Source organism: Candidatus Borrelia fainii, assembly GCF_027925085.1.
GTDB classification, from domain to species: Bacteria; Spirochaetota; Spirochaetia; order Borreliales; family Borreliaceae; genus Borrelia; species Borrelia turicatae.
In genome coordinates, this window is sequence record NZ_AP027070.1 from 226,786 (window position 1) to 252,104 (window position 25,319).

Annotated in this window: 24 protein-coding genes; 7 read left to right on the forward strand and 17 right to left on the reverse strand. The window is 29.0% G+C overall.

Going from position 1 to position 25,319, the window contains the following annotated elements; genetic code table 11:
- Positions 1–40: 40 nt before the first annotated feature.
- From QMG63_RS00995 to QMG63_RS01015, 5 genes are all read right to left on the reverse strand, one after another.
- Entirely contained in the window at positions 41–1,942 is a 1,902-nt protein-coding gene (locus tag QMG63_RS00995) for a methyl-accepting chemotaxis protein (protein WP_281860932.1), read from the reverse strand.
- A gap of 29 nt (positions 1,943–1,971) precedes the next feature.
- Positions 1,972–4,197: a methyl-accepting chemotaxis protein gene (locus QMG63_RS01000; RefSeq protein WP_281860934.1), complete on the reverse strand. Its 2,226-nt coding sequence runs from the start codon at positions 4,195–4,197 to the stop codon at positions 1,972–1,974.
- A gap of 152 nt (positions 4,198–4,349) precedes the next feature.
- On the reverse strand, positions 4,350–5,276 hold the full coding sequence (locus tag QMG63_RS01005; RefSeq protein ID WP_281860936.1) for an ABC transporter permease: 927 nt from the start codon (positions 5,274–5,276) through the stop codon (positions 4,350–4,352).
- Positions 5,248–6,399 carry an ABC transporter permease gene (locus QMG63_RS01010; RefSeq protein WP_281860938.1) on the reverse strand — a complete coding sequence of 384 codons (1,152 nt, stop codon included), beginning with the start codon at positions 6,397–6,399 and terminating at the stop codon, positions 5,248–5,250. The genes QMG63_RS01005 and QMG63_RS01010 overlap by 29 nt, the downstream gene beginning before the upstream one ends.
- On the reverse strand, positions 6,400–7,980 hold the full coding sequence (locus QMG63_RS01015) for an ABC transporter ATP-binding protein (RefSeq protein WP_281860939.1): 1,581 nt from the start codon (positions 7,978–7,980) through the stop codon (positions 6,400–6,402).
- A 211-nt stretch (positions 7,981–8,191) separates the two neighbouring features.
- Here QMG63_RS01015 and QMG63_RS01020 point away from each other — a divergent pair, with 211 nt between their 5' ends.
- Genes QMG63_RS01020 through QMG63_RS01035 form a run of 4 tightly spaced genes read left to right on the forward strand, consistent with a single transcriptional unit; the run spans position 8,192 to position 11,263 of the window.
- Positions 8,192–8,854, forward strand: a complete 663-nt coding sequence (locus QMG63_RS01020) for an HAD family hydrolase (RefSeq protein WP_281860940.1) — start codon at positions 8,192–8,194, stop codon at positions 8,852–8,854.
- Positions 8,851–9,714, forward strand: a complete 864-nt coding sequence (locus QMG63_RS01025) for a hypothetical protein (RefSeq protein ID WP_281860942.1) — start codon at positions 8,851–8,853, stop codon at positions 9,712–9,714. The genes QMG63_RS01020 and QMG63_RS01025 overlap by 4 nt, the downstream gene beginning before the upstream one ends.
- On the forward strand, positions 9,708–10,754 hold the full coding sequence (locus QMG63_RS01030) for a hypothetical protein (RefSeq protein ID WP_281860944.1): 1,047 nt from the start codon (positions 9,708–9,710) through the stop codon (positions 10,752–10,754). The genes QMG63_RS01025 and QMG63_RS01030 overlap by 7 nt, the downstream gene beginning before the upstream one ends.
- Positions 10,751–11,263 carry a hypothetical protein gene (locus tag QMG63_RS01035; protein ID WP_281860946.1) on the forward strand — a complete coding sequence of 171 codons (513 nt, stop codon included), beginning with the start codon at positions 10,751–10,753 and terminating at the stop codon, positions 11,261–11,263. The genes QMG63_RS01030 and QMG63_RS01035 overlap by 4 nt, the downstream gene beginning before the upstream one ends.
- Positions 11,264–11,283: 20 nt before the next feature.
- Here the strand turns inward: QMG63_RS01035 and QMG63_RS01040 are convergent, their stop codons facing one another.
- The 8 genes from QMG63_RS01040 to QMG63_RS01075 all read right to left on the reverse strand — a co-directional run bounded on the left by QMG63_RS01040 (position 11,284) and on the right by QMG63_RS01075 (position 19,871).
- A complete protein-coding gene (locus tag QMG63_RS01040; RefSeq protein ID WP_011772607.1) occupies positions 11,284–11,724 on the reverse strand; it encodes a response regulator in 441 nt (146 codons plus the stop codon).
- A gap of 48 nt (positions 11,725–11,772) precedes the next feature.
- Positions 11,773–12,258 carry a chemotaxis protein CheX gene (locus QMG63_RS01045; RefSeq protein ID WP_025408255.1) on the reverse strand — a complete coding sequence of 162 codons (486 nt, stop codon included), beginning with the start codon at positions 12,256–12,258 and terminating at the stop codon, positions 11,773–11,775.
- 11 nt (positions 12,259–12,269) lie between these two features.
- Positions 12,270–13,652: a CheR family methyltransferase gene (locus QMG63_RS01050; protein ID WP_281862063.1), complete on the reverse strand. Its 1,383-nt coding sequence runs from the start codon at positions 13,650–13,652 to the stop codon at positions 12,270–12,272.
- 7 nt (positions 13,653–13,659) lie between these two features.
- Complete coding sequence (locus tag QMG63_RS01055) at positions 13,660–16,224, reverse strand: chemotaxis protein CheA (RefSeq protein ID WP_281860951.1); 2,565 nt, start codon at positions 16,222–16,224, stop codon at positions 13,660–13,662.
- Between the two features lie 71 nt (positions 16,225–16,295).
- Positions 16,296–17,336, reverse strand: coding sequence for a flagellar filament outer layer protein FlaA (locus QMG63_RS01060; protein WP_281860953.1), 1,041 nt, complete (start codon positions 17,334–17,336; stop codon positions 16,296–16,298).
- Between the two features lie 85 nt (positions 17,337–17,421).
- Positions 17,422–17,934: a flagellar filament outsheath protein gene (locus tag QMG63_RS01065; protein WP_281860955.1), complete on the reverse strand. Its 513-nt coding sequence runs from the start codon at positions 17,932–17,934 to the stop codon at positions 17,422–17,424.
- Entirely contained in the window at positions 17,924–18,919 is a 996-nt protein-coding gene (locus QMG63_RS01070) for an N-acetylmuramoyl-L-alanine amidase family protein (protein ID WP_281860956.1), read from the reverse strand. The genes QMG63_RS01065 and QMG63_RS01070 overlap by 11 nt, the downstream gene beginning before the upstream one ends.
- Positions 18,912–19,871, reverse strand: a complete 960-nt coding sequence (locus tag QMG63_RS01075) for a glycosyltransferase family protein (RefSeq protein WP_281860958.1) — start codon at positions 19,869–19,871, stop codon at positions 18,912–18,914. Before QMG63_RS01075 ends, QMG63_RS01070 begins: the two co-directional genes overlap by 8 nt.
- 58 nt (positions 19,872–19,929) lie before the next feature.
- Here QMG63_RS01075 and QMG63_RS01080 point away from each other — a divergent pair, with 58 nt between their 5' ends.
- Positions 19,930–20,562 carry a hypothetical protein gene (locus tag QMG63_RS01080; protein ID WP_281860960.1) on the forward strand — a complete coding sequence of 211 codons (633 nt, stop codon included), beginning with the start codon at positions 19,930–19,932 and terminating at the stop codon, positions 20,560–20,562.
- Here QMG63_RS01080 and QMG63_RS01085 read toward each other — a convergent pair whose 3' ends face one another.
- The 3 genes from QMG63_RS01085 to QMG63_RS01095 are packed head-to-tail and all read right to left on the reverse strand — an operon-like array spanning position 20,563 to position 21,773.
- On the reverse strand, positions 20,563–20,997 hold the full coding sequence (locus QMG63_RS01085) for a DUF192 domain-containing protein (RefSeq protein WP_281860962.1): 435 nt from the start codon (positions 20,995–20,997) through the stop codon (positions 20,563–20,565).
- Complete coding sequence (locus tag QMG63_RS01090) at positions 20,994–21,401, reverse strand: hypothetical protein (RefSeq protein ID WP_281860963.1); 408 nt, start codon at positions 21,399–21,401, stop codon at positions 20,994–20,996. Before QMG63_RS01090 ends, QMG63_RS01085 begins: the two co-directional genes overlap by 4 nt.
- A gap of 12 nt (positions 21,402–21,413) precedes the next feature.
- Entirely contained in the window at positions 21,414–21,773 is a 360-nt protein-coding gene (locus QMG63_RS01095; RefSeq protein ID WP_281860965.1) for a zinc ribbon domain-containing protein, read from the reverse strand.
- 88 nt (positions 21,774–21,861) lie between these two features.
- Between QMG63_RS01095 and era the strand changes: the two genes are divergently transcribed.
- Together era and lysS are read left to right on the forward strand one after the other, a co-directional pair.
- Entirely contained in the window at positions 21,862–22,734 is an 873-nt protein-coding gene (gene era / locus QMG63_RS01100) for a GTPase Era (protein ID WP_281860967.1), read from the forward strand.
- A gap of 87 nt (positions 22,735–22,821) precedes the next feature.
- Complete coding sequence (lysS, locus tag QMG63_RS01105; RefSeq protein WP_281860969.1) at positions 22,822–24,393, forward strand: lysine--tRNA ligase; 1,572 nt, start codon at positions 22,822–22,824, stop codon at positions 24,391–24,393.
- Between the two features lie 81 nt (positions 24,394–24,474).
- Here the strand turns inward: lysS and gpmA are convergent, their stop codons facing one another.
- A complete protein-coding gene (gene gpmA / locus QMG63_RS01110) occupies positions 24,475–25,221 on the reverse strand; it encodes a 2,3-diphosphoglycerate-dependent phosphoglycerate mutase (RefSeq protein ID WP_281860971.1) in 747 nt (248 codons plus the stop codon).
- Positions 25,222–25,319 lie beyond the last annotated feature (98 nt).

The window sequence follows — 25,319 nt, forward strand, 5'->3', positions numbered from 1 at the left end:
AAAATCATTATTTATAGGGATAATTTAATATCCCTATAAATTACTTATCAATCTTAAAGTAATCTACTGACTCTTTTAAATGTTTAACACTATCTAACATTCTCTCAGACATTGCTGAAAGTTCCTCACTACTTGATGCTGTTGTTTGAACCAATTGACTAACTTGTTCTATTGCATTCTTAAATTGTCCAATTTGATTACTTTGGTTATAACTTTCACGAGTAATATTTTTAACAAGTCCAGCCGTTTTTTCCATTCCAGGAACAATCTGCTCAAAATTATTACCTGCTTTACTTGCAACAGTCAAACTTTTATGTGCAATATCAATAATTTCTCTAGCAGATTCCTTGCTTTGATCAGCAAGTTTTCTAACCTCAGCAGCAACAACTTCGAATCCCTTACCCTTATCCCCTACTCTAGCAGCCTCAATAGAAGCATTGAGAGCAAGTAAATTGGTTTGCCTTGTTATCTCATCAATAACACCTATTTTATCTGTAATAACCTCCATCGCCTCAATGGCTTTAGTAACAGATTCATGTCCCTCCTTGGTTTTCTCATTAGTGTTAACAGCAATACTCTCAGTAGTAGAAGCATTATCGGTATTCTCAGTAACACCTTGAGATATCTGCTCAATGTTTGCTGTCATTTCTTCTAATGTAGACGCTTGTTCAACTGCTCCAGAACTTAAATTTTGACTCGCATTTGCTATTTGAATTGCATTCTCATAAAGATAATCAAGGTTTTCAATAACTCCTCTGGCAATAGATGAAAAATTAGACCTTAAAAGCTCCAAATCTTCATATAAGCCATGAAGTTCTAACGTTTTCCATTCTAAAGAATAACTTGAAACAGTAAAATCCCCAGAAGCAAGTCTTCCAGAATAACTCAAAATTCCATTTAAAACAGCACTGAGTTTACCTACAAGATAAATAGTAACTAATCCAAGAATAACTAAAGTCACTACAAAAGTTATTCCCAAAATAAAAGTAGTAAGTCTAGTCATATAATAAAAATCATTAGCATTAGCTCTTAGATATACTATAAAAGAAAAATTAGACAAATGGCATTTTACTTTCTGAGCGAACCCAACAAATTTTTGCCCATGAAGGTCAACATAATGCCCAAAACTAATTTCTTGATTCTTCTGAATTAAATCCTCAGAAGTACTCTTAACTACACTAGCATAGTAAGGATTAACATTAACTAAGTTATCGCCAGGCAACCAAGTATGGTGAATGAGAAATGACCCCGTTTGGTCAAATACCATAGTACGACCGCTGCCCAATGCTCCAAAACTAATACCTTTAAATGAATTATAAAGGTAATCGATAGCATAAAAGATCATAAAATAGCCAAAAACATCACTAGTATTATGATCTCTTAAAGGAATACCTATTAATAAATAAGGAATTTGTCCTGATTTATTCCTTATCTCAGAAATATCTCTCATCAAAACTTCTTCAACCGAGCCAGAATCTGCTAAAAGCACAGAAGAGTTATAAATAGAACTAGTGCCCCTTAACTTAAGAAAGTATTCTTTATTTGCAACAGAAATGCCATAATCACTATTATCTTTGACAGCAGTAGTAAATATTATTTCACCTTTTTTATTGGTTATCATCAGGTTACTACCTTTGCCTGTTTTAACCAAGATCTCAAGTTGATCTAAAATAGCTTCCATTCTCTTAGGCTTACTTCTAGCAATGGATTCAAATAAAGATGAAGAGTCTAAATACATTGAGTTAATTTTCACTCTCTCTTCCATTGAAGAAAGATAAAGGGTTAAAGAATTTTTTACATTTCCAATAAGATTTTGCATAAGATCTAACTGCTGAGCTACTAAACTAGAATTAATCAACATCCCAAATACGAAAAACAATATAGAAATAAAAATTGCTATAAGAATACTAACAATAAGTAATATCCTAACTTTCAGTTTCATACGTTAACCACCTCTTACAAAAATAAATTCTAAAAATCTGAAAAGTCATCATCAAAATCCAAATCTTTATCGATAACATCAATGGCTTTCTTAGGATCTACCCTCTTATTAATAGACTCATAACTTACCTTTGAATTATCATGTATATCATCTTGACTATCTCCTAAAGGTGAATTACTCTCCATATTCAAAGAAGTAAAGTTTCCAGTCATCAAAACATCATCACCAGCATTAAGTTTATCAAAAGCATCAACCTCAAAATCTTTAACTTTGAAAAAAGATATTACTTGTTTGAGCTCTTTAGCCTTTTCAAGCATCCTATCAGCCATACTTGAAAGCTCTTCACTGCTTGATGCTGAAGCTTGAACTACTTCTCCAACCTGATCAAGAGCTTCTTTAAATTGTATAATTTGATCATTCTGCTTATAGCTTCCCTCAAAAATTTTCTTCACAAGATTGGTAGTCTTTTCTATTTCAGGTAACATATCCTTAAATATCAACCCAGCTTCCGTTGCCAATCTAGAATTCCCTTCAACTAACTCACCAATTTCAAGTGCAGACTCCTTGCTAAGATCAGCAAGTTTTCTAATTTCACTTGCTACAACAGCAAACCCCTTGCCTTCATCCCCAGCTCTTGCAGCCTCAATAGCCGCATTTAAAGCAAGTAAATTAGTTTTTCTAGCTATCTCTTCAATAACACTGACTTTCTCAACAATAGACTGCATAGCCACAACAGATTCTTCAACAGCCCTACCTCCTATTTGAGCATTTTCATTAGTAATTAAGGCAATTCGTTCTGTTTCCCGGGAATTATTCACACTCATCTCAACTCCAGATGATATCTGTTCAATGTTAGCTGACATTTCTTCAAGTGTTGAAGCTTGCTGCAAAGCACTAGAACTTAAATTTTGACTTGAATTAGCAACTTCAACACTTGCCTTATTAACATAACTAATATTTTTAAGAACACTTGTAATAGCATCCGTAATAGCATCTCTCATTTTAACAATTTGTAACCCCAATGAACCAAGCTCATCAGAATACTTATCATTAATAACATAATTTTTATCTAAATTTCCTTGAACTATTTCCTTTACCAAATTTCTAACCAAATTTAATCTAAAGCTAATAATTGTCTCTAACCTCACTGAGAGAATAACAACCAATATAACAATGCCTAAAATAGCACATACAATAAATTTAAAAGTCAAACTGTCAATAACCCCATAAATATCTTCATAAGGAATTCTGGCAACAAGAATTCCACTATTATTTCCAAGTTCACTGCTAATAGGCAATATGGCATAATAATTATACAACTTCATCTCAGGAAAATACGCTCTTTCAATCTGATAAACTGGTATCTGACCTGGTACAAGAGATTGCATAGGGGGCTTGGACAATGTATCCTTTAAAATACTAATAAATTTAGCACTAACTTTAGAGCTCTCATTATACTCTATTAAAGGATTAACAAGATTATTGTACGGGTCTAAATAAAATAAATTTCCTCTGTTATAAAAACCAAATCTAGATCTATCTAACTTATCTCTTATCACATCGTCAAGTAAATAACCTACCAAATAACCAAGAAACACTTTATCTTCCGCTGAATATACAGGAACAACTATGGCAGAAGTTTTTTTATCTTTATAGTGAGATCGAATAGCAACCTCTCCTGCTATCCCTTCAGTAAGACCAGGATACCAACCAATAAAATTTAATTCACTTTTTTTATATCCTTCTACAGATTTTTTAAAATACTCAGTATTTGACTCAGACTGACCAAAATCTATATTATTGGCATGTCTCGTAGAAACAATTATTTTACCTTCAAAATCAAGAAATGCAAACTCTTCATAAAAAGTATCAAGCTTTAAATTGAACAATATTTCATATACCCGATTTCGATACTTTTTATTCCCCTTTACAGCATCAAGAACTATTTTAGAATTCTCTCTAAGACTGTCTAGTTCGACCTCTGAAAAAATATGACCACCATTCTTAATAAACGAATAGTCACTCATAGTCTCAAGAGCTAAATTAGAACTTGCACCATCAATTATGATATAAAATGTATCTAACAAAGCCTGCATAGCAAAAGCAGCCCGTCTTATTTGAGCTCTTGTAAGTTGCTTATAATAACGTTCTAAATAACTACCCAAAATAAACTTAAAAATTAAAGAAAAAAACAATATGGTTATCAACAAACATAAAAATAAAAAACCAATAAACCTGTGCTTAATTTTTAACATAAACCTACCTCGTAAATTAATCACTCACCTAATTAATTTAACAAACATAAGAATTAAGTAGATATCTCTCATAACTTTATATCAAAAAAATATAATTCTCAAATAAACCCTAAATAATTCCACCTGTATATTAAAAGAAATAAACATAAAAATCAATCTTTTTTATAAGGTAAACCTAAAGCTTTAGGGGCACAATTTCTTTTTGAAAAAAACATAAGACTCAAAATCACTACAACATAAGGTAAAATGATTAATATTTTAATAGGAATTATTAAAGACAAGAAAGAAACTTGCGATATCATAACAACTAAAGTTCTTATAAAAGAAAACAAAAAGCTACCCATCAAAATTCCAAAAGGTTGCCAATTCCCAAAAATCACCATAACAATGGCAATAAAACCTTGCCCACCAATAATTCCTTGCATATAACTTGAAGCAATCACAGTAGAGAGAACTGCTCCAGCAATTCCCGCAAATAAGCCACTTAGAAGGACACAAAAAAACCTAATCATAAATACATTAACTCCAAGAGATTCTAAAACTTCTGGTTCCTCACCACTAGCTTTAATCCTAAGTCCAATTTTAGTATATTTAAACATAACATGAAAAAGCACAACACATGTTATTGCAATATAGAGTGAGTATCTCTTACCAAAAATCTGAAATACAAGAGACCTTTTATCCAAAACTCCGTCAAAAAGTATAGGTAACTTAATATTTATTGGGGGAGTTGAAGCAGAGCCAAAAATAAAAGTCCCAAGCAACATCGCAACAGATGGTCCTAAAAAATTAATAGCCATCCCAGTTATTATCTGATCTGATTTAAGAAAAACAGTAAAAATAGCATGAAGAATTGAAAGAACAAGCCCTGAAAGCCCTCCCGCAAAAATTGCAAATAACGAACTACCATAACAATATGCAACTGTAGCACCAACAAATGCCCCAAGAGCCATCGTGCCCTCAAGACCAATATTGATTATTCCACATCTCTCACTTATAAGTCCTCCAAGACCAGCCAAAATTAAGGTTTGAGAATTTATGAGCGTTTCACTAATTAGAAATATTAGTGCGTTTGACACTTTTTATACTCCTAAAAAACATCTTACTTAAAAAATGGCTAGCAGAAATCATAATCACCACTATCCCTATCATAAAAGACACAATTGAAGATGGCAACCCCATTAAACTTTGCACTCTGCTACTACCATAAAACAAAATTGAGAATAAAGTACTTGAAAATATTATTCCTATTGGAGAATTATTTCCTATCAAAGCAACAGCTATACCATTAAAACCTGTTCCTTCCATATAAGTAAGCTTAAATATTGCCTTATTAACACCCATAACCTGTATAGCACCCGCAAGTCCCGCAAGTGCACCTGCAAGAAACATGGTAAACATCAAAATCTTTTTAATATCAATTCCCACACGATAAGAAGCGACAATATTACGTCCAACAGAGCTTATTTTAAACCCAATCACCGTCTTATTCAATAAAAACCACATTAAAATAGCAATAATAATCCCAACAATTATCCCAAAATTAAGAGGGGCCTTTAATAAATCATTAATAAATGGATGTTTTGCTCTATAAGCAAGTCCCTCAGATGAAAGTTTCCAAGAACCAAAAAAATCAATAAAAGCGCTTTCTCGAATAGGTTTAGATAAATCACTATTATCCTTTTTAATAATGGGCAAATCTATAATTATATTATTCAAATGAAATAAAATCCAATTAAACATTATCCCTGAAATTACTTCATTTATGTTAAATTTAATCTTTAAATATCCAATTAAAACACCTAAAATTCCTGACACTAAAGATGCAAAAAGGAAAATGCAAATTACATGCAATACAGGAGAAAAATCCAAAAAAATTCCAGCTATTAAAGCTGAAATTGAACCAATCATAAATTGACTCTCAACACCAATATTAAAAAGTCCCACTCTTAAAGCGATGCCAATCGAAAGGCCTGTAAAAATCAATGGCGTAGCATAGCTTACAATATACGCAAAATGTTTAGGAGAAGAAAATATAACCTCTATCATTATATAGTACATTCTCAAAGGAGAATACCCAAGAATTAATACTATTAACCCAAGAATTAAAATCCCTAAAAAAAATGCAAAAAAATTAATAAATATCGATGAATCTAAAAATACTGCAATTGCCTCTTTATATTTATAATTATTAACTTTCATTCAAACTATACCCATCATCATTTTTCCAATAACACCAGAATCAAAATTATGCTCTAAAACACCGACGATTCCACCATCATACATTACAGCTATTCTATCACAAATACTCACAAGCTCATCAAGCTCAAGAGACACAAGAAGAATTGTCATACCCTCATCCCTTTGCTCCAAAAATTTTTTATAAATATTTTCAATAGCACCCACATCAAGTCCCCTTGTAGGTTGAACTGCCAAGAGAACATCGGGTTTCAAATTAATTTCACGTGCAACAACAACCTTTTGTTGATTACCTCCAGATAGATTTTTAACTTTGCTTAAAATATCTCTTGGTATAATATCAAATGAAGCTGCAAGTTGTTCACTTATTTTCTTAAGAAGAGTTAAATTAAAATTAACAAACTGTTTTTTAACAGTATTTAAAAACTTAACCTTTAATTTACCATTACCTATACCACTACTCTTCATTTTTAAATAATTCACATCATCAAAACTTTTAATTCCAATATTTTGCAAAATGTTAAAATCTAAAATAAGACCATGCTTTTGTCTATCAGATGGAATATGGCCTATTTTCCTATCTATTATTTGTTTAACACCAAGACCCTTGATTGATTCAAATTTGCCATCAACTCTCTTAATTATATCTCCGCTAAAGATATTTCTAACCCCAAGAATCGCCTCGACTAATTCTTCTTGACCGCTGCCTTCAACTCCAGCTATCCCAAAAATTTCACCTTCTCTAAGATTAAAACTAATATTCTTAACTTTAAAAACACCTCGTTCATCTTTAACACTTAAATCCCTAATCTCAAGAACATTTGTGTGATCAACAATCTGCCTCTTGGAAATATCAAGAAAAGTTTCTTTGCCTAACATTAATTTAGTAAGCATCCCCTCATCAGTCTTAGTAATATCAAAAGTCCCAACTACTTTCCCAAGACGCATAATTGTACACCTTTGTGCCACAGCCTTTATTTCTTTTATTTTATGTGTAATAAGTATTACAGTATGCCCCTCTACAGCCAATATTTTTAAAATATTCATAAATTCATCAATCTCATTAGGCGTAAGTACCGCTGTAGGTTCATCAAAAATAATAATATCTGCATTTCTATAGAGAACTTTGAGTATTTCTACTTTTTGTCCCATCCCAACACTTAAATTCTCAATCGGCTTATCAGTATCTATTTTTAAACCATATCTTTCAGAAAGTTTAAGTATCCTCCTCTTTGCACGATCATAATTAATAAATCCAAATTTTGAATCTTCATATCCTAAAATAATATTTTGTACAGCCGTAAATTTTGGAATTAACATAAAATGTTGAAAAACCATCCCAATACCACTTCGAATAGATTCGCTTGAATCTTTAAGTTTTAGTTCATTTCCTCTTAAAAAAATCTTCCCGCTATCGGGCTTGTGAATTCCATAAATAATTTTCATTAAGGTGGTTTTGCCAGCACCATTTTCACCAAGAATTGCATGTATTTCTCCCTTTTTAAATCTTATACAAATATTATCATTAGCAATAAAATCACCATATCGCTTAGTAACTTTATCTAAAATTAATATGTCTTGCATTAAAGATAACCTGAAATTTAACAAAGGTAAATAACATTTATTTGTACCCTAACCAGACATGCTAAAACTAAAAACAAATATTTTCAAGAGATTTTCAGAAAAAAAATCAAAAACAATGTAAAATATCAAAAATCATGCAATAAAGTTAATAAAAGGCAAAAAATAATGATAAAATGAAGGCACATTAGGATAATGACAAAAGGATTAAAATATGAGAATTAAAGCCTGCATTTTCGACATGGACGGAACTTTAATAAACAGCATCATGGATATTGCATTTTCAATGAACTTGGCACTAAAAAAATTAGGATATACAGAAATTAAAACAGATGAATTTAACACTCTTGTTGGCAGAGGATATTCTAAATTAGTAGAGAACACTTTAGAGCATCTTAACGTAAACTTAAATGATAAACACCTCAAAGATAATCTTTATCAAGAATTTGTAAAAGCATACAATCAAAATCTTTCTTACCTAACAAGAGCATATGATGGTATACCAGAACTTTTAAGAAAACTAAATTCACTTAACATTCCTGTTGGAATCTTAAGCAATAAAAACCATGAAGAACTATTAATAATATCAAAAGATATATTCAAAGACATAAACTTCTTTGAAGTGAGAGGCTACTCACCAAGATTTGAGGCAAAACCAGATCCTGCAAATGCACTTGACATGATAATAGAATTAAATCTCATACCAAAGGAAATAGCATACATCGGAGACAGCGATGTTGATATGATTACTGCTCAAAATGCAGGATTTTTACCCATAGGAGTTTCATGGGGATTTAGAACAATAAAAGAATTAAAAAAAAACGGAGCAAAATACATTTTAAATAGTCCATCTGAACTTTTGGATATAATCAAATGAATTCAAAAATATATTTTCCACACCTGTATCATTATTTATTTAATCATGAAAGCATAAAGGGATTATCAGTTTTTGAAAAAGAAATTGAAATAATCAAATATCTAGAAGAAAATAAAAAGACTATTTCAACATTTATAGACGAAAATTTTAAATCTGATACTGATTTACTTATTCAATACGTTAAAGAAAAAACCGACATAATAATTACTCCTATTGTTTTATCAAACATCGAATCTATTGATTTAAATATTGTAAAAGACCTCTTTAACAAAGAGCTTAATAAAAATAACCTAGAATTAATATTTAGTTCTATTAAAGCAAATCCCTACTTAAGAAAAGAATTTTTATACGATTTTAATGCCATCAGTAGCGGACATATAACATTTTATATAAACAAACTCTTTGAAGACAAAAATTTTTACACAACACACCTAATCAAAAAAGAAAATGATATGCTCGATTCTTCAAAAATTGTAAAAAATTACATAAAAATTCTACTCTTATTAAGAGTATTAATAATTAAATTTTATTTAGAAAAAGAAATAAAATTAATTCCAAGAAATATTGAAAATACAGCAAAATTAGTTAGCAAAGAAATTGAATTTTTAGATAACAATACAGTTAGTCTGATAACTCAAAGTCTCTTTAAGTATGAAAATCTAAGTAACATATCGCCAATTGCAACATTAATATCCATTTTTTCAAACAGAACCAGAATACCAAACATTAAAAATAATAGAATAAAGGGATTTATAGGTTATGACGAGAGCTGGTTTTCAATAAAACAATTAAGCTCAAAGGAGCATGATCCAAGAATTATTAAAGAACTTCTAGAAATAGCTAGGAAAAATAAATGGTAAAGATACTTTCAAATTTTTTTAAGGCCACTTTAATCGCATCAATACTTGCATTCCTAATAGAAGAATTATCAATAATACTTTTCTTGCCATACAAGATCCGATTTGCTCTAATATTCATTGGATTTTTATTCGATATAATATTGATCTTGATTTTTTTATACAAAATTTCAAAAGCTTATTTTTCACAAAAACTACAAATATATATAAGAAATAATTTATTTTTTGATCTAATTCATTGCCTAATTCCCTTAATATTTTATAGCTCTCATCAAATCCAAAATATAATTAATCCTCACGAAACAATTCTAAGTCCAATCGTACTTTCACTTTTCAAATTAAGATTCTTAAGACTCCTTAGATTTAACGACTTAATGATTGAAATTTATTATAATCCAAAAGAAAAAAATCTAATCTTAGTTGCATTTGCCAGAACATTTTCAATAAGTTTACTAATTCCATTCATATTTTTTATAATATTTTCAAGTTCAGGTTTTGCAAATATAATTCCAGAAAAGCAAGAATTTAATATCATAAAAAACATCTCAATAACAACTGAAAAAAACTATATCAAAGAAAAATATCCCTTTATACTAATAATTAAAGATACAAATAAAACGATATATTCTAAATCTGATGATATATTTTTCTACTACAGTCCCAGCGAATACAAAATTATCGAAATAGATCAAACAAAATTTTATATAGATAAGTATCTGCAAAGAAAAAATGATTCTGTAATTGGGATATTTTTATTTACACTTTTTATATCATTTGCGCTGTTTTTAACAAATTTTTATAAATTTTTTAAAGCAAGTTTTCTAAATCCAATTATACTAATGCAAAAAGTATTACAAAATCCAATTGAGTATAGAAAAATTCAAATTCCATTCCATTTCAACGAAGAAAAAGTATATGAAATGGCAAAAATATTTAATAATGTTTTATTAAAAGACAAACTAAATGCAAAAAGAAGAAGCAAAATTCCCTTAGAAATTGAAAAAGTGAAAAGAATAATAAATAGCAATAAGGAACATGTATGATAAAAAAAATATTTCTGTTATTAATTATTAACACATCAATTTACTCAAGATTAATAACAACTTCAATTAAAAAAAGATCATCAGAAGCAATGAAAAAATATTCTGCTTTTAATTTAATAATAGAAGAAGAATATTATACCAAACATCCAAAAGACACACATGAAATGCAAATATATGAATTAACAGAAAATTTTATAAAGAGCATTTTAAAAGATAAAATTAACTACAAAGCATTAACTCCAACTTATAAAGAAGCCAACAAATATTTACTACAAAGTGAAATTGTTGACAAAGATTTTTCAAAATATAAAATATTCAAAATCAAAGCCATAAATTCAATTTTTAAAACCTCAGCACTAATATATACCAAAAAGGGATTTTATAAGCTAGAGCTACATATAGGTAACAATAATAAAAATAAATTAGAAATTTTTAATCTTAACATGTCATATTTCACAAAACAATTAAATGAAATAAGTAATGCAATGATTTTTTACAAAAAATACTAAACTATTAAGCACATACTATTTCATTTAACAAACACAGACATCACTCTTTGAAGAACCTTAGCTCTATCAAGAGGCTTTACAATAAATGTCTTTGCACCTTTAATTAAACAATCCTTCACCAACTGTTCTTTTCCTAAAGCAGAAATCATTATTACTTTAGCATTTTTATCAAATTCCATAATATTAGAAAGACAAGTTATCCCGTCCATCTTGGGCATAGTAATATCAAGAGTAACAACATCAATATTAGGATAATGGTTTTTATATTTAATCACAGCTTCCTCACCATCAGCAGCAGTATCAATAATATTGAATCCTTCAGAAGTAAAAATTTGTGTAAGTTGCTTTACAGTAAAAACTGAATCATCCACAATCAAAACATTAAAAGGAACTCCAGTGTCATAATTGATCCCCTTTGGTTTATTTGAAGAATCCACAGCAATTGTAGTTTTCTGGATCATACTAAACCCTCTTCTTTCATAATAAGTACTTTCAACTTCATAATCATATCAAACCCTCTCTCTTATTGCAATATTAACTTCGATAATTTTACCATCTGGTAAAGTAAAGGGAACTATTAATGCTTCAGAACCTTTATTACTTATTTTCATATTTTCTCCATAAATAAAAGCTGGTGGGGTTATATCAAATACAAAACCCTTAGCATGCAAAGTAGTAACAAAATTACCAGCAATAATATTACCAACTTCCGTAAGAGTTGCTGCTACCATCTCTTTAGTCTCTTCATCATCAAAATCAACATACTCCTCAAAATTCAACTTTGAAGCAACAAAAAGCGCAGTATCAATATCCATATCAATAATAATACTACCTTCAACAGAACCTGCAAGTCCTACAATTACAGACACCCCTTTTATTTTTTGATTTATTGACTTAAGTCCAGGGCTGCCCATATGAATATCTTCAACAAGCAACATATCTCTTAAAACTGAAGAAGCAGCATCTAAAAATGGCTCTATATAATCTATTCTCATTAATTTCTCCTTTAGATCCTTTTATACAAATTAAAATATTTAACAGATCTATCTTTCACAAAAATATCATTGTTCTTAAGGTCTTCATTATCTCCTAAAATTAAAAGAGCACCGCTAACAGATTTTTCTGCAATGGCATCCAGAATTAAATTTTGCTCATTATCATTCAAGTAACATAAAATATCCCTTAAAAAAACAATTCCCAAATTTTCTGGAAATTCCGATAAAATAGCATCTGAATATTCAAATAAAATATTATTCATAATCTCTGGCTTGAATTTATAAACTCCTGGACTTTGCTCAAAGGAATTTTTTCTATAAATCTCGCTTAAATTAATATCAGACTCTGAAAAAATTAAATTAGAAGTGCCAATTACTTTAACTAAATTATTATCAATAGCTGTTACCTTAAAAGGATTTTTATAAAACTCATATAAAACATTCACAAAAGATATTGTCTCCTTTCCATCACCACATCCAATCTCAAAAATATTTAAAATAGTACCAACACCACTCATATCATTAACATATGGCTTAACAATTTCATCCTGAAATTTCTTTAAAAATCTGTCATCCCATAAGCATCCTGATGATTTTGAATAAAATTTCCCTAAAAAATTATCATAAGACAAATCATTAATATTTGCAATATCTAATTGCATACCAATTTTCTTTAAAAATTCATCATTTACTAAAGACGCATTGAAAGAATATTTAAAAAGATTTTCTTTAATAACCTTTAAATCATCTAAATCACCCTTAGACGATGTTGCAAAATCACTAACAGATGATTCTAACAATTCTAAAAAATTATTGCTATCAGACAATGACTTATCCTCATTCCCAGAAGCATCTATCTCATCATCATTACTACTATCTTCCAATAAAATTTTTTCTTCCCTATCATAATCAAAAATCCTATCAACATCAAGAAGAATATACAATTTTTCACCATACTCAACTACTCCCTTTATGTAACGTATAAGTGTTTCTTGAGACAAAACAGGATGAGGATCTTGAATTAAAGAAGAATCAATTGAAAAAACATTATTAACCTTATCAACAATAACTCCTATTAATAAATCACCATTCCTAAGAACCATAATATCTTCAAGCTCTCTCTTACGGACTTCCAAATTAAACATTATCCTCAAATCAATAATAGAGATTATTTCTCCTCTTAAATTATCAAGACCAACCACATATTTTTTAGCATTTGGGACATATGTAAAATTACTAGATTTCCTAATTTCCTTAACTTGCATAATATCTATAAGATAACTATCATTTCCAATATTAAAAGAAACTACTTTTAAATCTAAATTAACAGGAATAGATCCTTTAATCTGATTAATTACATTATACTCACCTAAACATATCTCTTTTATTTCCATCATAAGACTATCCTTTAATATCTTTCAGGTCAAAAAGCCTAAACACATCAATAATTAAGACAACCTTACCATTCCCAAGTGTAGTAGCTCCAACTATTCCGGGACTTGAAGCATATTTATCTTTAATAGGTTTCACAACAAAATCTTCTTCTCCAAGAATAGAATCCACAACTATCCCAGCCTTTTTATCATTAACGTTAATGACTATTAAAAACTTCTCATACAGGTTTTGATCGTTCTTTATATTAAAAAGCTCATCAAGTCTAAGTACAGATATAACTTCCTCCCTTAAATTATAAACTTCATGATCATTTTCAAGAAGCTTAATATTTTCTTCAATAACTCTATGTGTTTCAAGAACACTATTTAAAGGAACAACATAAATCTCACTGCCTGACTTTACAAGAAGACCTTGCACAATCACTAATGTTAAAGGAAGCTTTATTTTAAAGGTAGTACCAACATTAACTTTTGAATCTATAACAATAGTTCCATTTAATTTCTTAATATTATTTTTAACAACATCAAGTCCTACACCTCTGCCAGAAACATCTGTAATTTGACTAGCGGTTGAAAATCCTGGTTCAAAAATTAAGTTCAAAATTTCACTCTCAGATAAAACTGTATCTTCTTTTATTAAACCTTTCTCAATTGATTTTTGCCTAATAATATCTGGATCTATACCTCTTCCATCATCCTCAATTTCAATTGATATCACATTACCTTCATTCTTGGCACGCAAAATTATATGACCAGCTTTATCTTTACCCTTGCTAAGTCTCTCATCAGCAGTTTCAAGACCATGATCCATAGAATTTCTAACACAATGCATTAAAGGATCTACAAGATCATCTATAACAGATTTATCAACTTCCGTATCTTCTCCTTCAGTAGTAAGCTCTACAATTTTGCCTAACTTTTTTGAAAGGTCTCTTACCACTCTTGCAAATCTTGAAAAGATACTAGAGACCGGTAACATTCTTGTCTTTAAAACACTCTCATGCAAATCAGTAATTATCCTAGAGAGTCTATTAGAGGCAAATCTAAAATCTTGAAGAATTTTCAATAGTAAATCTCTTAAACCTAACATATCCTGTAAAGTTCTATCAAGCTTATGTTCCACCAAATTTGCTATTTGGTCCTCAAGAGATCTTTCCAATTCCAAATCCATATCCTTAAAAATCATCTTTAAATCTACCAAAAAACTATTGCGAAAACTTTCTTGATAATCATAAAAATAATTAAAACTATATAGAAAAGATATCATATCAGAATTTATTTGATTATAAGTTGACTTACTTATAACGGCTTCACTTACAAGGTTTAATATGGAATCTATTCTTTTACTATCAATTCTAATCAAATTAACATTTACAGCTGTCTTTTTAGATTCCTTAAAAGAGGCACAACTACCAACTTCGGTATTTAAATTTATATCTTTAATATTTTTTAAATCAATTTCGTTAATATCAAAATTAATAACAACATCTGACAAATCCACCTTTTTAGAAATACTATCTACTGAGGTATTTGATATTAAATAATATACAATAAAATCAAAAAATTTATCAGCTAATAAATCTTCAGGAATAGATTTATAAACTTCTCCTAAACTTTTTAATGCCTGTAACATCTGAAATCCAGAAATTGTTGACATAGGATTATCTTTATTGAAATTTAACTTTACCTCAAATAACTTAGCATCACCAATACGCTCCCTTAAACTTATAAGCTCATCATTAGAAAGTCGAATTTTTCCTTCAAACAGAGTATCATGAACAACAGTATTTCTCTCAATTGCCTCTGTTTTTGCCAACTCATTATCAATATCAAATTCATCAATTGCATAACTTAAAGCAACATCAGACAATTTGATTTTTTTCTCAATATTATCATTATTTAATGATATTAAATAATAATCTACTCTTCTTAAAAATTTATCTTCAATAAGCTGTTCATAATTAGGAACCGTATACAAAATTGGTCCTAAATCTTTTAAAGCCTGAAACATCTGTATACCAGCAATTGCAGCCATAGGATTATCTTTATCAAAATAAATACTAACTTTTAAAACTTTTTGCCCAAGTCCAACAACTTCGCGCATATTACTAAGGTCACGGGAAGAAAGCAAAAATTCATCATCATTTATATTCTCTAAAGATATCTCGGGAACTGTCTTAGGATCATCTCTTAAGAACCTTCTTAATTTATTTTTAAGATCGCTTACATCTTGTAAATAAACATCTCCATTAAGACGTGTATCAAGCATGCATTTTATTACATCAAGTGCATTTAAAAGTAAATCAACAAGGTCATTACATATCTTTAATTTGTTATCTCTAATAGCATCAAATACATCTTCAACAACATGGGTAAAACCTGAAAGTTCCATCATATCAACAGAAGCTGAGCCGCCCTTAAGAGTATGTGCCGCCCTAAATATCTCATCAATAGTCTCTGCATTATTAGGGTCATCCTCTAATGACATAATATTCTCTTCAAGAGTATCTACAAGATTCTGAGCTTCTTCAAAAAAAATCTCTAAAAGCTCTTTGTTTTCTGAATCTAGCATTAGCTTATTTTTCCTACTTTATCTTAATAGAGGCTAAATCTTAAAGATTCAGCCCTATTAAAGAATTAAATTTATTGTTCTTTAGTACGTGCTCCAGATTCATCATTACTACCTTTTTTTAAGAAATCTTGAAAAGACTCATCTGGCATTGACACATTTTCTTTAACTTTTAAAACTTTCTTAAGAGCTTCCTGTGCTTTTAATTTTCGAAGTGATTCTGCTCCACGTGTCTCATAAATCTTAAATACAGATTCATTATCAATATCAGAATCCAAGGAAACACTTAACTTATCATAAATAACTCTTACATCTTTAACATAAAAAATCAAATTTTGATCTTTTGAGCTATGAGACTTTGAAACTCTAAATGCCTTAAATCTCATCTTACTTGAAGGAAGAGGATAGTTAGGAATATTATCTTTACCTGTCATAGCACTTATGCCTGGAAGATAATTAGGATTTGACCACACCAAATCTGCCCAACCTTTAAATCTTAAGGTACCTAAAGGATAAACATATTCCATCTTGCTCATATCTTCAAACAAAACTTCAAGATCGACTTCATGACCCAAACTGTAAACAGTAACCTTAACTTCTTTCATAGTTTTAACATTATCAATTAAACCTTTACCTAAAAATTGATTGCCGTCTTCTCCAGCATAAAAAGGAATCTTAAATGGAGGTAAAATCATTGCAGAAGATTGAGAATAACTTGGAAATAATACTCTTACACCTAAGATTGTATCTCCCGCATATCTTTTAGATTCGCCCTTAACAACAGCTGGAGCAACAACAGAATTTTTTACATAAGCCTGCATCCTAGATGAAGGGGTTAAAAGAACAGTCCAATTACTTATTCCAAGATCTAAGATCATATCTTCTGCCTTCACAATATTTGAAGCCCCAGAATACACAAGTTCAATATAATCTGTAAGATCAAGCTTAGTTGGGCTTGAATCTCTTGCAAGTTCTGCAAAATCAAGAACTAACTCACCAGGTTCATTTTTCACAACATTATTACCTGATGATGCTCCAGGCACTTCTTGTCCGAAAAGAGAACTTAAGAAAATAAGAAAAAATAAAACAAAAACAATATTTTTTACTTTAGACATAAAAATTAACTCCTTCTATAAAATAATTTATAGCTTTTATTTTTAATTTTTACTTACAGTATACCCGAGATTGCCTAAAAATGCCTTAAACATTTAGAACATATCCCTCAATAAAAATAACAATTTTTCTAACATTTCCAGGATAGTTAAAATCAATCGTTTCTTTTAAAGATTTAACAAATAAATTTACTCTCAGTTTATCAGAGTCATTATAAACACCATTTTTAAAAGAATTATAAAACTCTTTTGAGAGATTTATAAAATATACATCATTACTTATAAAAGAATACAAAAATTTTACGTTCTTTGTGTCAAATTGCAAAGAAAAACCCTTACTATTACCCAATAGAAAATCTTTAACTAAAAAATCCAAATTCTCTTTAAGAGTTTTTTTCTCCTTTAAATATCTTAAATCAACAATCAATTCATTTTCACAATAAAAATAAAAAACTTTCCTAAAGAAGATATTCTCATAATTTAAAAAAATCATACATAAAGAAAATAGAAAACTTAACAATAAAAGTGCAATTAATATCTCAAATGAATATTTTGCTCCATTACGACTAAAAAAACTACAATAAATAGAATTATTTTTCATAAAATTCAATAAACCTAATTAAAGATTTAAGTACTAATATATTTATCTTATTCATATAATTGTAATCCAAAATTAACATAGCATCAGCAATGTTAGATAAAAACCCAAGTTCAATTAACACAGCAGGCATACTACTATTTTTAATCACAAACCACTGTTCTTCTTTAATTGATCGAATTTTGGTCTCACATAAAACATCAATAAAAGTCTCATATAAAATCTCAGCTAATTTTTTTGACTCATATTTATACTTAATATCTAGTATATCATTAAGCTCCTTCAAGTATCTATTACCTCTAATATCATATCCTTTAAAATTTTTTACAACTTCTCTTTTGGAATTTTGGGGAAGATACCAAAATTCAATTCCCCTAGCTTCAGGATCTGGCGCATTATTTACATGTATTGATAAAAATATAACATTATGTGGAAAATCTGGTTTAATTGCATTCGCAAGCTCAGACCTATCTTTTAATGGCACAAAAACATCATCTACACGTGTTAATAAAACGTTTCTGTCTAAAAAATAATTACTCAAGATTTTATATAAATGAACAGAATAAGTTAAAGCAAAATCTTTCTCTAAAAGAGTAATATCATGTTCATTGATTTTATGAGTTACAACAGCTCCTATATCATGTCCACCATGACCAGGATCAATTACTATAGACGTTATTCGTGGCTTACTGTAGTTTTGCAAAGCTTTAAAATGATTTTCAATCCGCATCAAAGTCCTCTTGGTTATCAAAATCTCTCCGTTCTTTAAAAGGATAGGATCTACATAAATATAATAACCAACAGATGAAAGACCATATTCAAAGCCTACTTTAAGCTTAAGATGTCCCTTCTCATGCTCAATTGTAAGAATATCATTTGCAATATTAAAGTTAAACTTAAAAAATTTACTATCAAGTGAATCCAGAATATTAATGTAATCAATTTCCTGAGCTTCTAAAAACAGATAGACAGAGATTAAATTAATCAATAATATTATTTTCCCAAAGCTCAATTGCACTTTTTAAGTCACCTTTAAACCTTAAACTATTTTTAGCAATTTCATGTTTGATTTCTTTAAATTCCCTGCCAAATTTAAAAGGGTTAATGCCATATCTTAAGCATAGTTTCAAAAATCTAAAGAATGAAAATTTTATTCCATTTCCAACAAAAATAGGAACATAATTTTTAAGCAAAAAGATCAAAAAACTTCTATTTTTTGTCAAATCTTCTGGAACATTTAAAACGGTATATTGTATGCGAAGTTTCCTATAGATATGGATACTTTCCCCGAAATAAATAGCCCTAAGTCCAAAATCTAGTCTTTGAAAATATTCATTTTTAATTCTTCTATCAAACCCCCCTAGTTGAACAAACCTCTCTTTAGAGTAAAGACCACAATAATCCATAGTAATTAAACTTTTCTCATAATCCCTCTCAGAATTTATCAAAATTACCTTCAATTTCTGCTGTTTATCAATAGTGGGAATAAAGACTGATGGAACAACTTCCTCTTCCTTGTCAAAAAACTCTCCACCAACAAGAAGAACATTCTTTTTAACTATTTCATCAAATATATTAGGAATCCAAAAAGGATTTAACAAATACATATCACTTTGCAACACAAAAACAAAACTACAAATAGATTCTTTCATAGCTAAATTGACCTTCTCGCCAGAATTTAAATCATCAGAAAGTAAAATAAATTTCAATTTATCATAACTCTCTGAAATAAATTGAAGAGAACTTCTATTACTTTGCTTTTCAATAGAAATAATTTCTCTGATAAAATCAAAATTAGAAAGAGAAGCAAATAAATCTTCTCTAAAAATTTTTGTACCCCTATTTAAAATTACAAAAGAAATTCCAAAAGTTGACCTTTGTACATAATTACTTTTAGACTGAATAACTGTATAAGAATAATCATTACTCTTAAAATACATAAACTTACTTCAAAAATCCTTATAATTAAACTATAATAACTATATGATAAGCTTTAAAATGTTAAAAATAAGTATTTTAAACATCGATCAACTAAAATATAACATAGTTATTGTCGTTTTAATACTCATAACATTGATAAGTTGCAAAGATAAAAATGTAACCTACGACAAAAGAATAAAAAAAATACTTGATAATAACAAAATTGAATACAAAATAGACAAAGAAAATGATTTTATTGTATTGAAAATCATCAATGACACAAAAACAGAAATAATAGTTAGATCAAAACTAAATTCATATCAAAATTCAAAAACAAGAGAAATATTTGGAATTGTAGAAATATTTGATGTTAATTCAAATAAAATTCAAGAAATATCAGAATCTCTAATGAGTGATAGCTACAATAACCGAGTTTTAGGATCATGGGAAATCATTCATGATCCTGAAAGAGGCAACAATTCTTTAGTATATATTGTAAAAGCTGAAGAAAATGCAAAAGAAACTTTTCTACTAGATGCTCTTGAAGAAGTCGCAGCAACAATATCCATCTTCAAGAAGGTAATAAAGGGTAATGAGATAAAAGTAAATATTAAAAATAAATCTAATGAAATTGATAATGATAGCTTACATAATGAAGAAAAAATGAAAGATCATGCAGAAGAAGAGCTTCAAAAAATAAAAGCCGAGTAACTATTCCACATTTAAAGAATTAACATCAAAATTAAATTTCACTCTATCACCTACCTTAATTTTAAATTTAGAAAAAGAACCTTCCAGAACCTCAAGAGCATACTTGACCTTATACCTAGAACTTACAACCCTTTGCGAAAAAGGAACTAAACTGTAAATTTCCTTAATAACACCTACAGAATTAATATAAGCAATCTCAAGTGGTACAGGGGTATCTTTCATCCAAAAAGATAAATGCTTTTCTTCTTTAAAAATAAAAAGCATACCATTATTTTCATTTATACTCTCAGTTCCCATATACCCTTTAGATCTAGTAACTTCATCAAGTGCAAGCTTAACAAAGAAATTAGTATCATTAATAATAATTTCTTTATCATATACATGATTGGCACACGATATATAAAAAATTAATGAAAAAAGAGCTCTCAAGATCAACGCTCCTTATTAATATAAGGCTTTAATGTCATCCTTAAAATATTACTATTTAAAGCAATAATAAAATCACCAACATCCCAAATATAATTGAAAGGAGTTACAACAGTAGCATCGCCAAATTTTTCCCTAACACTAAGAACAATAGAGTATTGAGAAATCAACTTTCTATCAAAAACAAAAGTATATGAATAAAGCCTATCGTTATCAAAACTAAAATAAGCATACCTTATAGGAGTTTTACCTTTAAATTTTAAAATTTGTGTTTTAGCATAAGGAAATTCAACTTCTTCAATATCAGAATACAAAATAGAGGTTTTACGAACATTATCCTCAACAAATTTAACATTTTCACCAAGCTTAAAAGATAAAAAAACAGAAAACAAATAAAAAACTGTAATTCCCATATGAATTCATCCTTAGAAAAACAGCATGTAAACAAAAAGTAAAACTATTAAAAAACTCACAAATAAATAAAGCATGACACTAACATTAAATCCAAAATAAAATCTCGACTTTAAAAAATCATTATTAGTTCTAGCTCTCTTAAATCTTGATCCCTGTCTCATTCTAAAAGTATGCTCTTGAGACTGTTCTTCGAAAGGACTATAACCACATTTTGGACAACCATTCTCAAATGCAGAAACAATACCTACATATCCACAATTTGGACATTCAAGATCACCTAGTTTAGAGTGACAATTTAAACACACAGACTTATTAAGCTCAACCTTCCCCCCACAATGTTCACAAAAAACCTCAAAATTAACTTTTTTCAAACTATAATCCTTTAAACACAATACTTAAACATTGTATATATTAATTATCATATAAAATATATTAATATATTTAAATAGGAAGACTAAAATGAAATCAGGATTTGTATCAATAATAGGCAGACCTTCAACAGGGAAATCTACACTTTTAAATTCAATATGTGAACACCAAATATCAATTATTTCCTCCATACCACAAACAACTAGAAACAAAATAAAAGGAATATTTACAGATAAAAGAGGGCAAATTATTTTCATAGATACACCGGGCTTTCACTTAAGTAAAAAGCAATTCAATATAGCACTGATGCATAATGTACATTCTGCAATGAAAGAAACAGAATTAATCCTTTATGTAATTGATATTCAAGATGAACCTGGCATTGAAGAGAATGAAATATTAACAATTATCAGTAAATCCAAAATTAATTTCTTAGTAGTCATCAACAAAATTGATATTCAAAAAACAAAAGAAAGAGAAATAATGATATTTTTAGAAGAAAAAGGAATAAAAAAAGACAATATTATAAAAATTTCTGCTGAACAAAAAATCAATATTGAAGAAATTAAAGATAAGATTTATGAAAATCTCCAAGAAGGACCTCTTTATTACCCAGAAGAATATTATACAGATCAAGAAATGAACTTAAGAACTAGTGAAATAATTAGAGGCGTAACGATTAAAAACCTCAAAGAAGAACTACCATATTCTTTATATATAGAGATCGAAATCTTAGAAGATAGAAAGAACAAACTTTTTATTAAAGCAAATATTATAGTAGCCGTAGAGAGTCAAAAAGGCATAATAGTCGGCAAAGGAGGCAAAGGAATAAAAACAATTGGAGAAGAAGCAAGAAAGATAATATCAGAAATATTCGAAAAAAAATGCGATTTATTCTTACAAGTAAAATCAAGAAAAAATTGGAACAAAAACCCTAAACTAATTAAAAATTTAATCAATTAACACAACAACATCTTAAAACATCTCTTTAAAATCTTGAAACAAAAAACATAGGATGCTACAATCAAGTTTTAAATAGGGGTAATATTTATGAAAACAACACACTGGGCAGATTTTTATGCAAAGAAAATCATAGAAGAAAAAGGTGAAAAGGAACAATATACAGTTGCATCAGGCATTACTCCATCAGGCACTGTGCATATTGGAAACTTTAGAGAAGTAATTTCCGTCGACCTTGTAGCAAGAGCATTAAAAGATGCAAACAAAAATGTAAGATTTATATACTCATGGGATAACTATGATGTATTTAGAAAAGTACCTAAAAACATGCCTGATCAAGAATTACTAACAACTCATTTAAGAAAAGCAATCACAAGGGTTCCTGACACCAAAACTAATCAATCAAGCTATGCAAGAGCAAATGAAGTGGAATTCGAAAAATATCTAACTATTGTAGGTATTAAGCCAGAATTTATAAATCAAAGTCTAAAATATATGTCAAGCGATTACTCAAATCAAATTAAGTTTGCACTAGATCATAAAGATGAAATAGCAAAAGTCCTAAATCAATATAGAACAACAAAACTCTCTGACAACTGGTACCCTATTAGCATTTTTTGCACCAAATGCAACAGAGATACTACAACAGTAAAAAATTATAATCATTGCTATTCCATTGAATACCATTGCGAATGCGGTAATAAGGAATCACTCGATTTAAGAAAAACATGGGCTGCAAAACTTCCATGGAGAATCGACTGGCCAATGCGATGGAAATACGAAAATGTTGATTTTGAACCTGCTGGAAAAGATCATCATAGTAGTGGGGGAAGTTTTGACACCTCAATAGAAATTGTAAAAATTTTCGGAGGAATTCCGCCCATAACATTTCAGTATGATTTCATATCAATAAAAGGACGTGGTGGAAAAATATCTTCATCATCTGGAGATGTCGTGTCATTAAAAGATGTCCTTGAAATATACACACCTGAGGTTACAAGGTTCTTATTTGCATCAACAAAACCCAACACAGAATTTTCAATATCATTCGATCTTGATGTAATAAAAATTTATGAAGATTACGATAAATTTGAAAGAGTATATTATGGAATTGACGATATTAAAGCAAATAAAAAAGAAGCTTTTAAAAGAATCTATGAACTCTCTCAACCAAAATCACCAGATAAAGAAATTCCATATCAAATTGGTTTTAGACATTTAAGCGTAATTTGTCAAATTTTTGAAGGGGACAAAGATAAAATTTTTAAACTTTTAAAGGATGTAAAAGAAAACCAAAAAGAAAAACTTATAAACAAAATTGAGTGTTGCATTAACTGGATCAAAAAATTTGCACCTGAAGAATTTAAATTTTCACTAAGAACCACATTCGATAACACTGAACCCTTAAAGGGTAGCAACAAACAAGGAGTAACACAATTACTAGATTTTTTAAAAAAAAATTTCAACAATATAACTGAAAAAGAAATTCAAGATGAAATTTATAATATCGCAAGAAACAATAACATTGAACCCCCATTATTCTTTAAACAAATTTACAATATATTAATTAATAAAGACAAAGGACCAAAATTAGCAGGATTTATCAAAGCAATTGGTATTCAAAAATTTGAAGAAATTGTAAAACACTATATTGAGCTTTAATAATAAATGACTTATAAATAAAATAAAAAGAGATTATTAATTTAAACAATCTCTTTTTATCAATAGTATTTTATAACTTCTTTATTTTTTCTTTCCTTGATTAGCAACAGATTCCATAGCTGCTTTAATCTTATCCTCATCACCTAAGTAGTAATGTCTAACAGGTCTTAAATCCCTATCAAGTTCATAAACTAAAGGAATACCAGTAGGAATATTAAGCTTTAAAATATCATCATCACTCATATTATCAAGATATTTAACAAGAGCTCTTAAAGAATTTCCATGAGCTGCAATAATAACCTTTTTTCCCTCAATAATAGCTCTAGCAATCTTATCTGTCCAGTACGGTATAACTCTTGCAACAGTATCCTTTAAACATTCCGTTGAAGGAAGTTCACTTTTAGGAATTCCTCTATATCTCAAGTCATGCATTGGATGACGTTTATCAGACTCTTCTAAAGGCATAGGAGGGATATCATAACTACGTCTCCACATTAAAACCTTATCCTCTCCATATTTTTCAGCTGTTTCAGCCTTATTTAATCCTTGCAAAGCTCCATAATGCCTTTCATTGAGTCGCCAAGATTTCTCTACATCAATATAAGATTGACCCAACTCACGCAAAATAATATTTAAAGTATCATTAGCTCTTACCAATACCGAGCTAAAAGCAATATCAAAAGAATAACCTTCTTGTTTAAGAACTCTACCGCCCTCTAAAGCTTCAGAAATACCCTTCTCAGAAAGCTTAACATCAGTCCAGCCTGTAAAAAGATTTTCCCTATTCCATTCACTCTCACCATGACGCACTAAAACTAATTTATACATAAAATCTCCTAAGAAATGTTTTTATTACTTTAATAACACTTTATCAATTATAAATTAACACAAAATTTAACTAATGTTAATACTCAAAAATTCCCTCA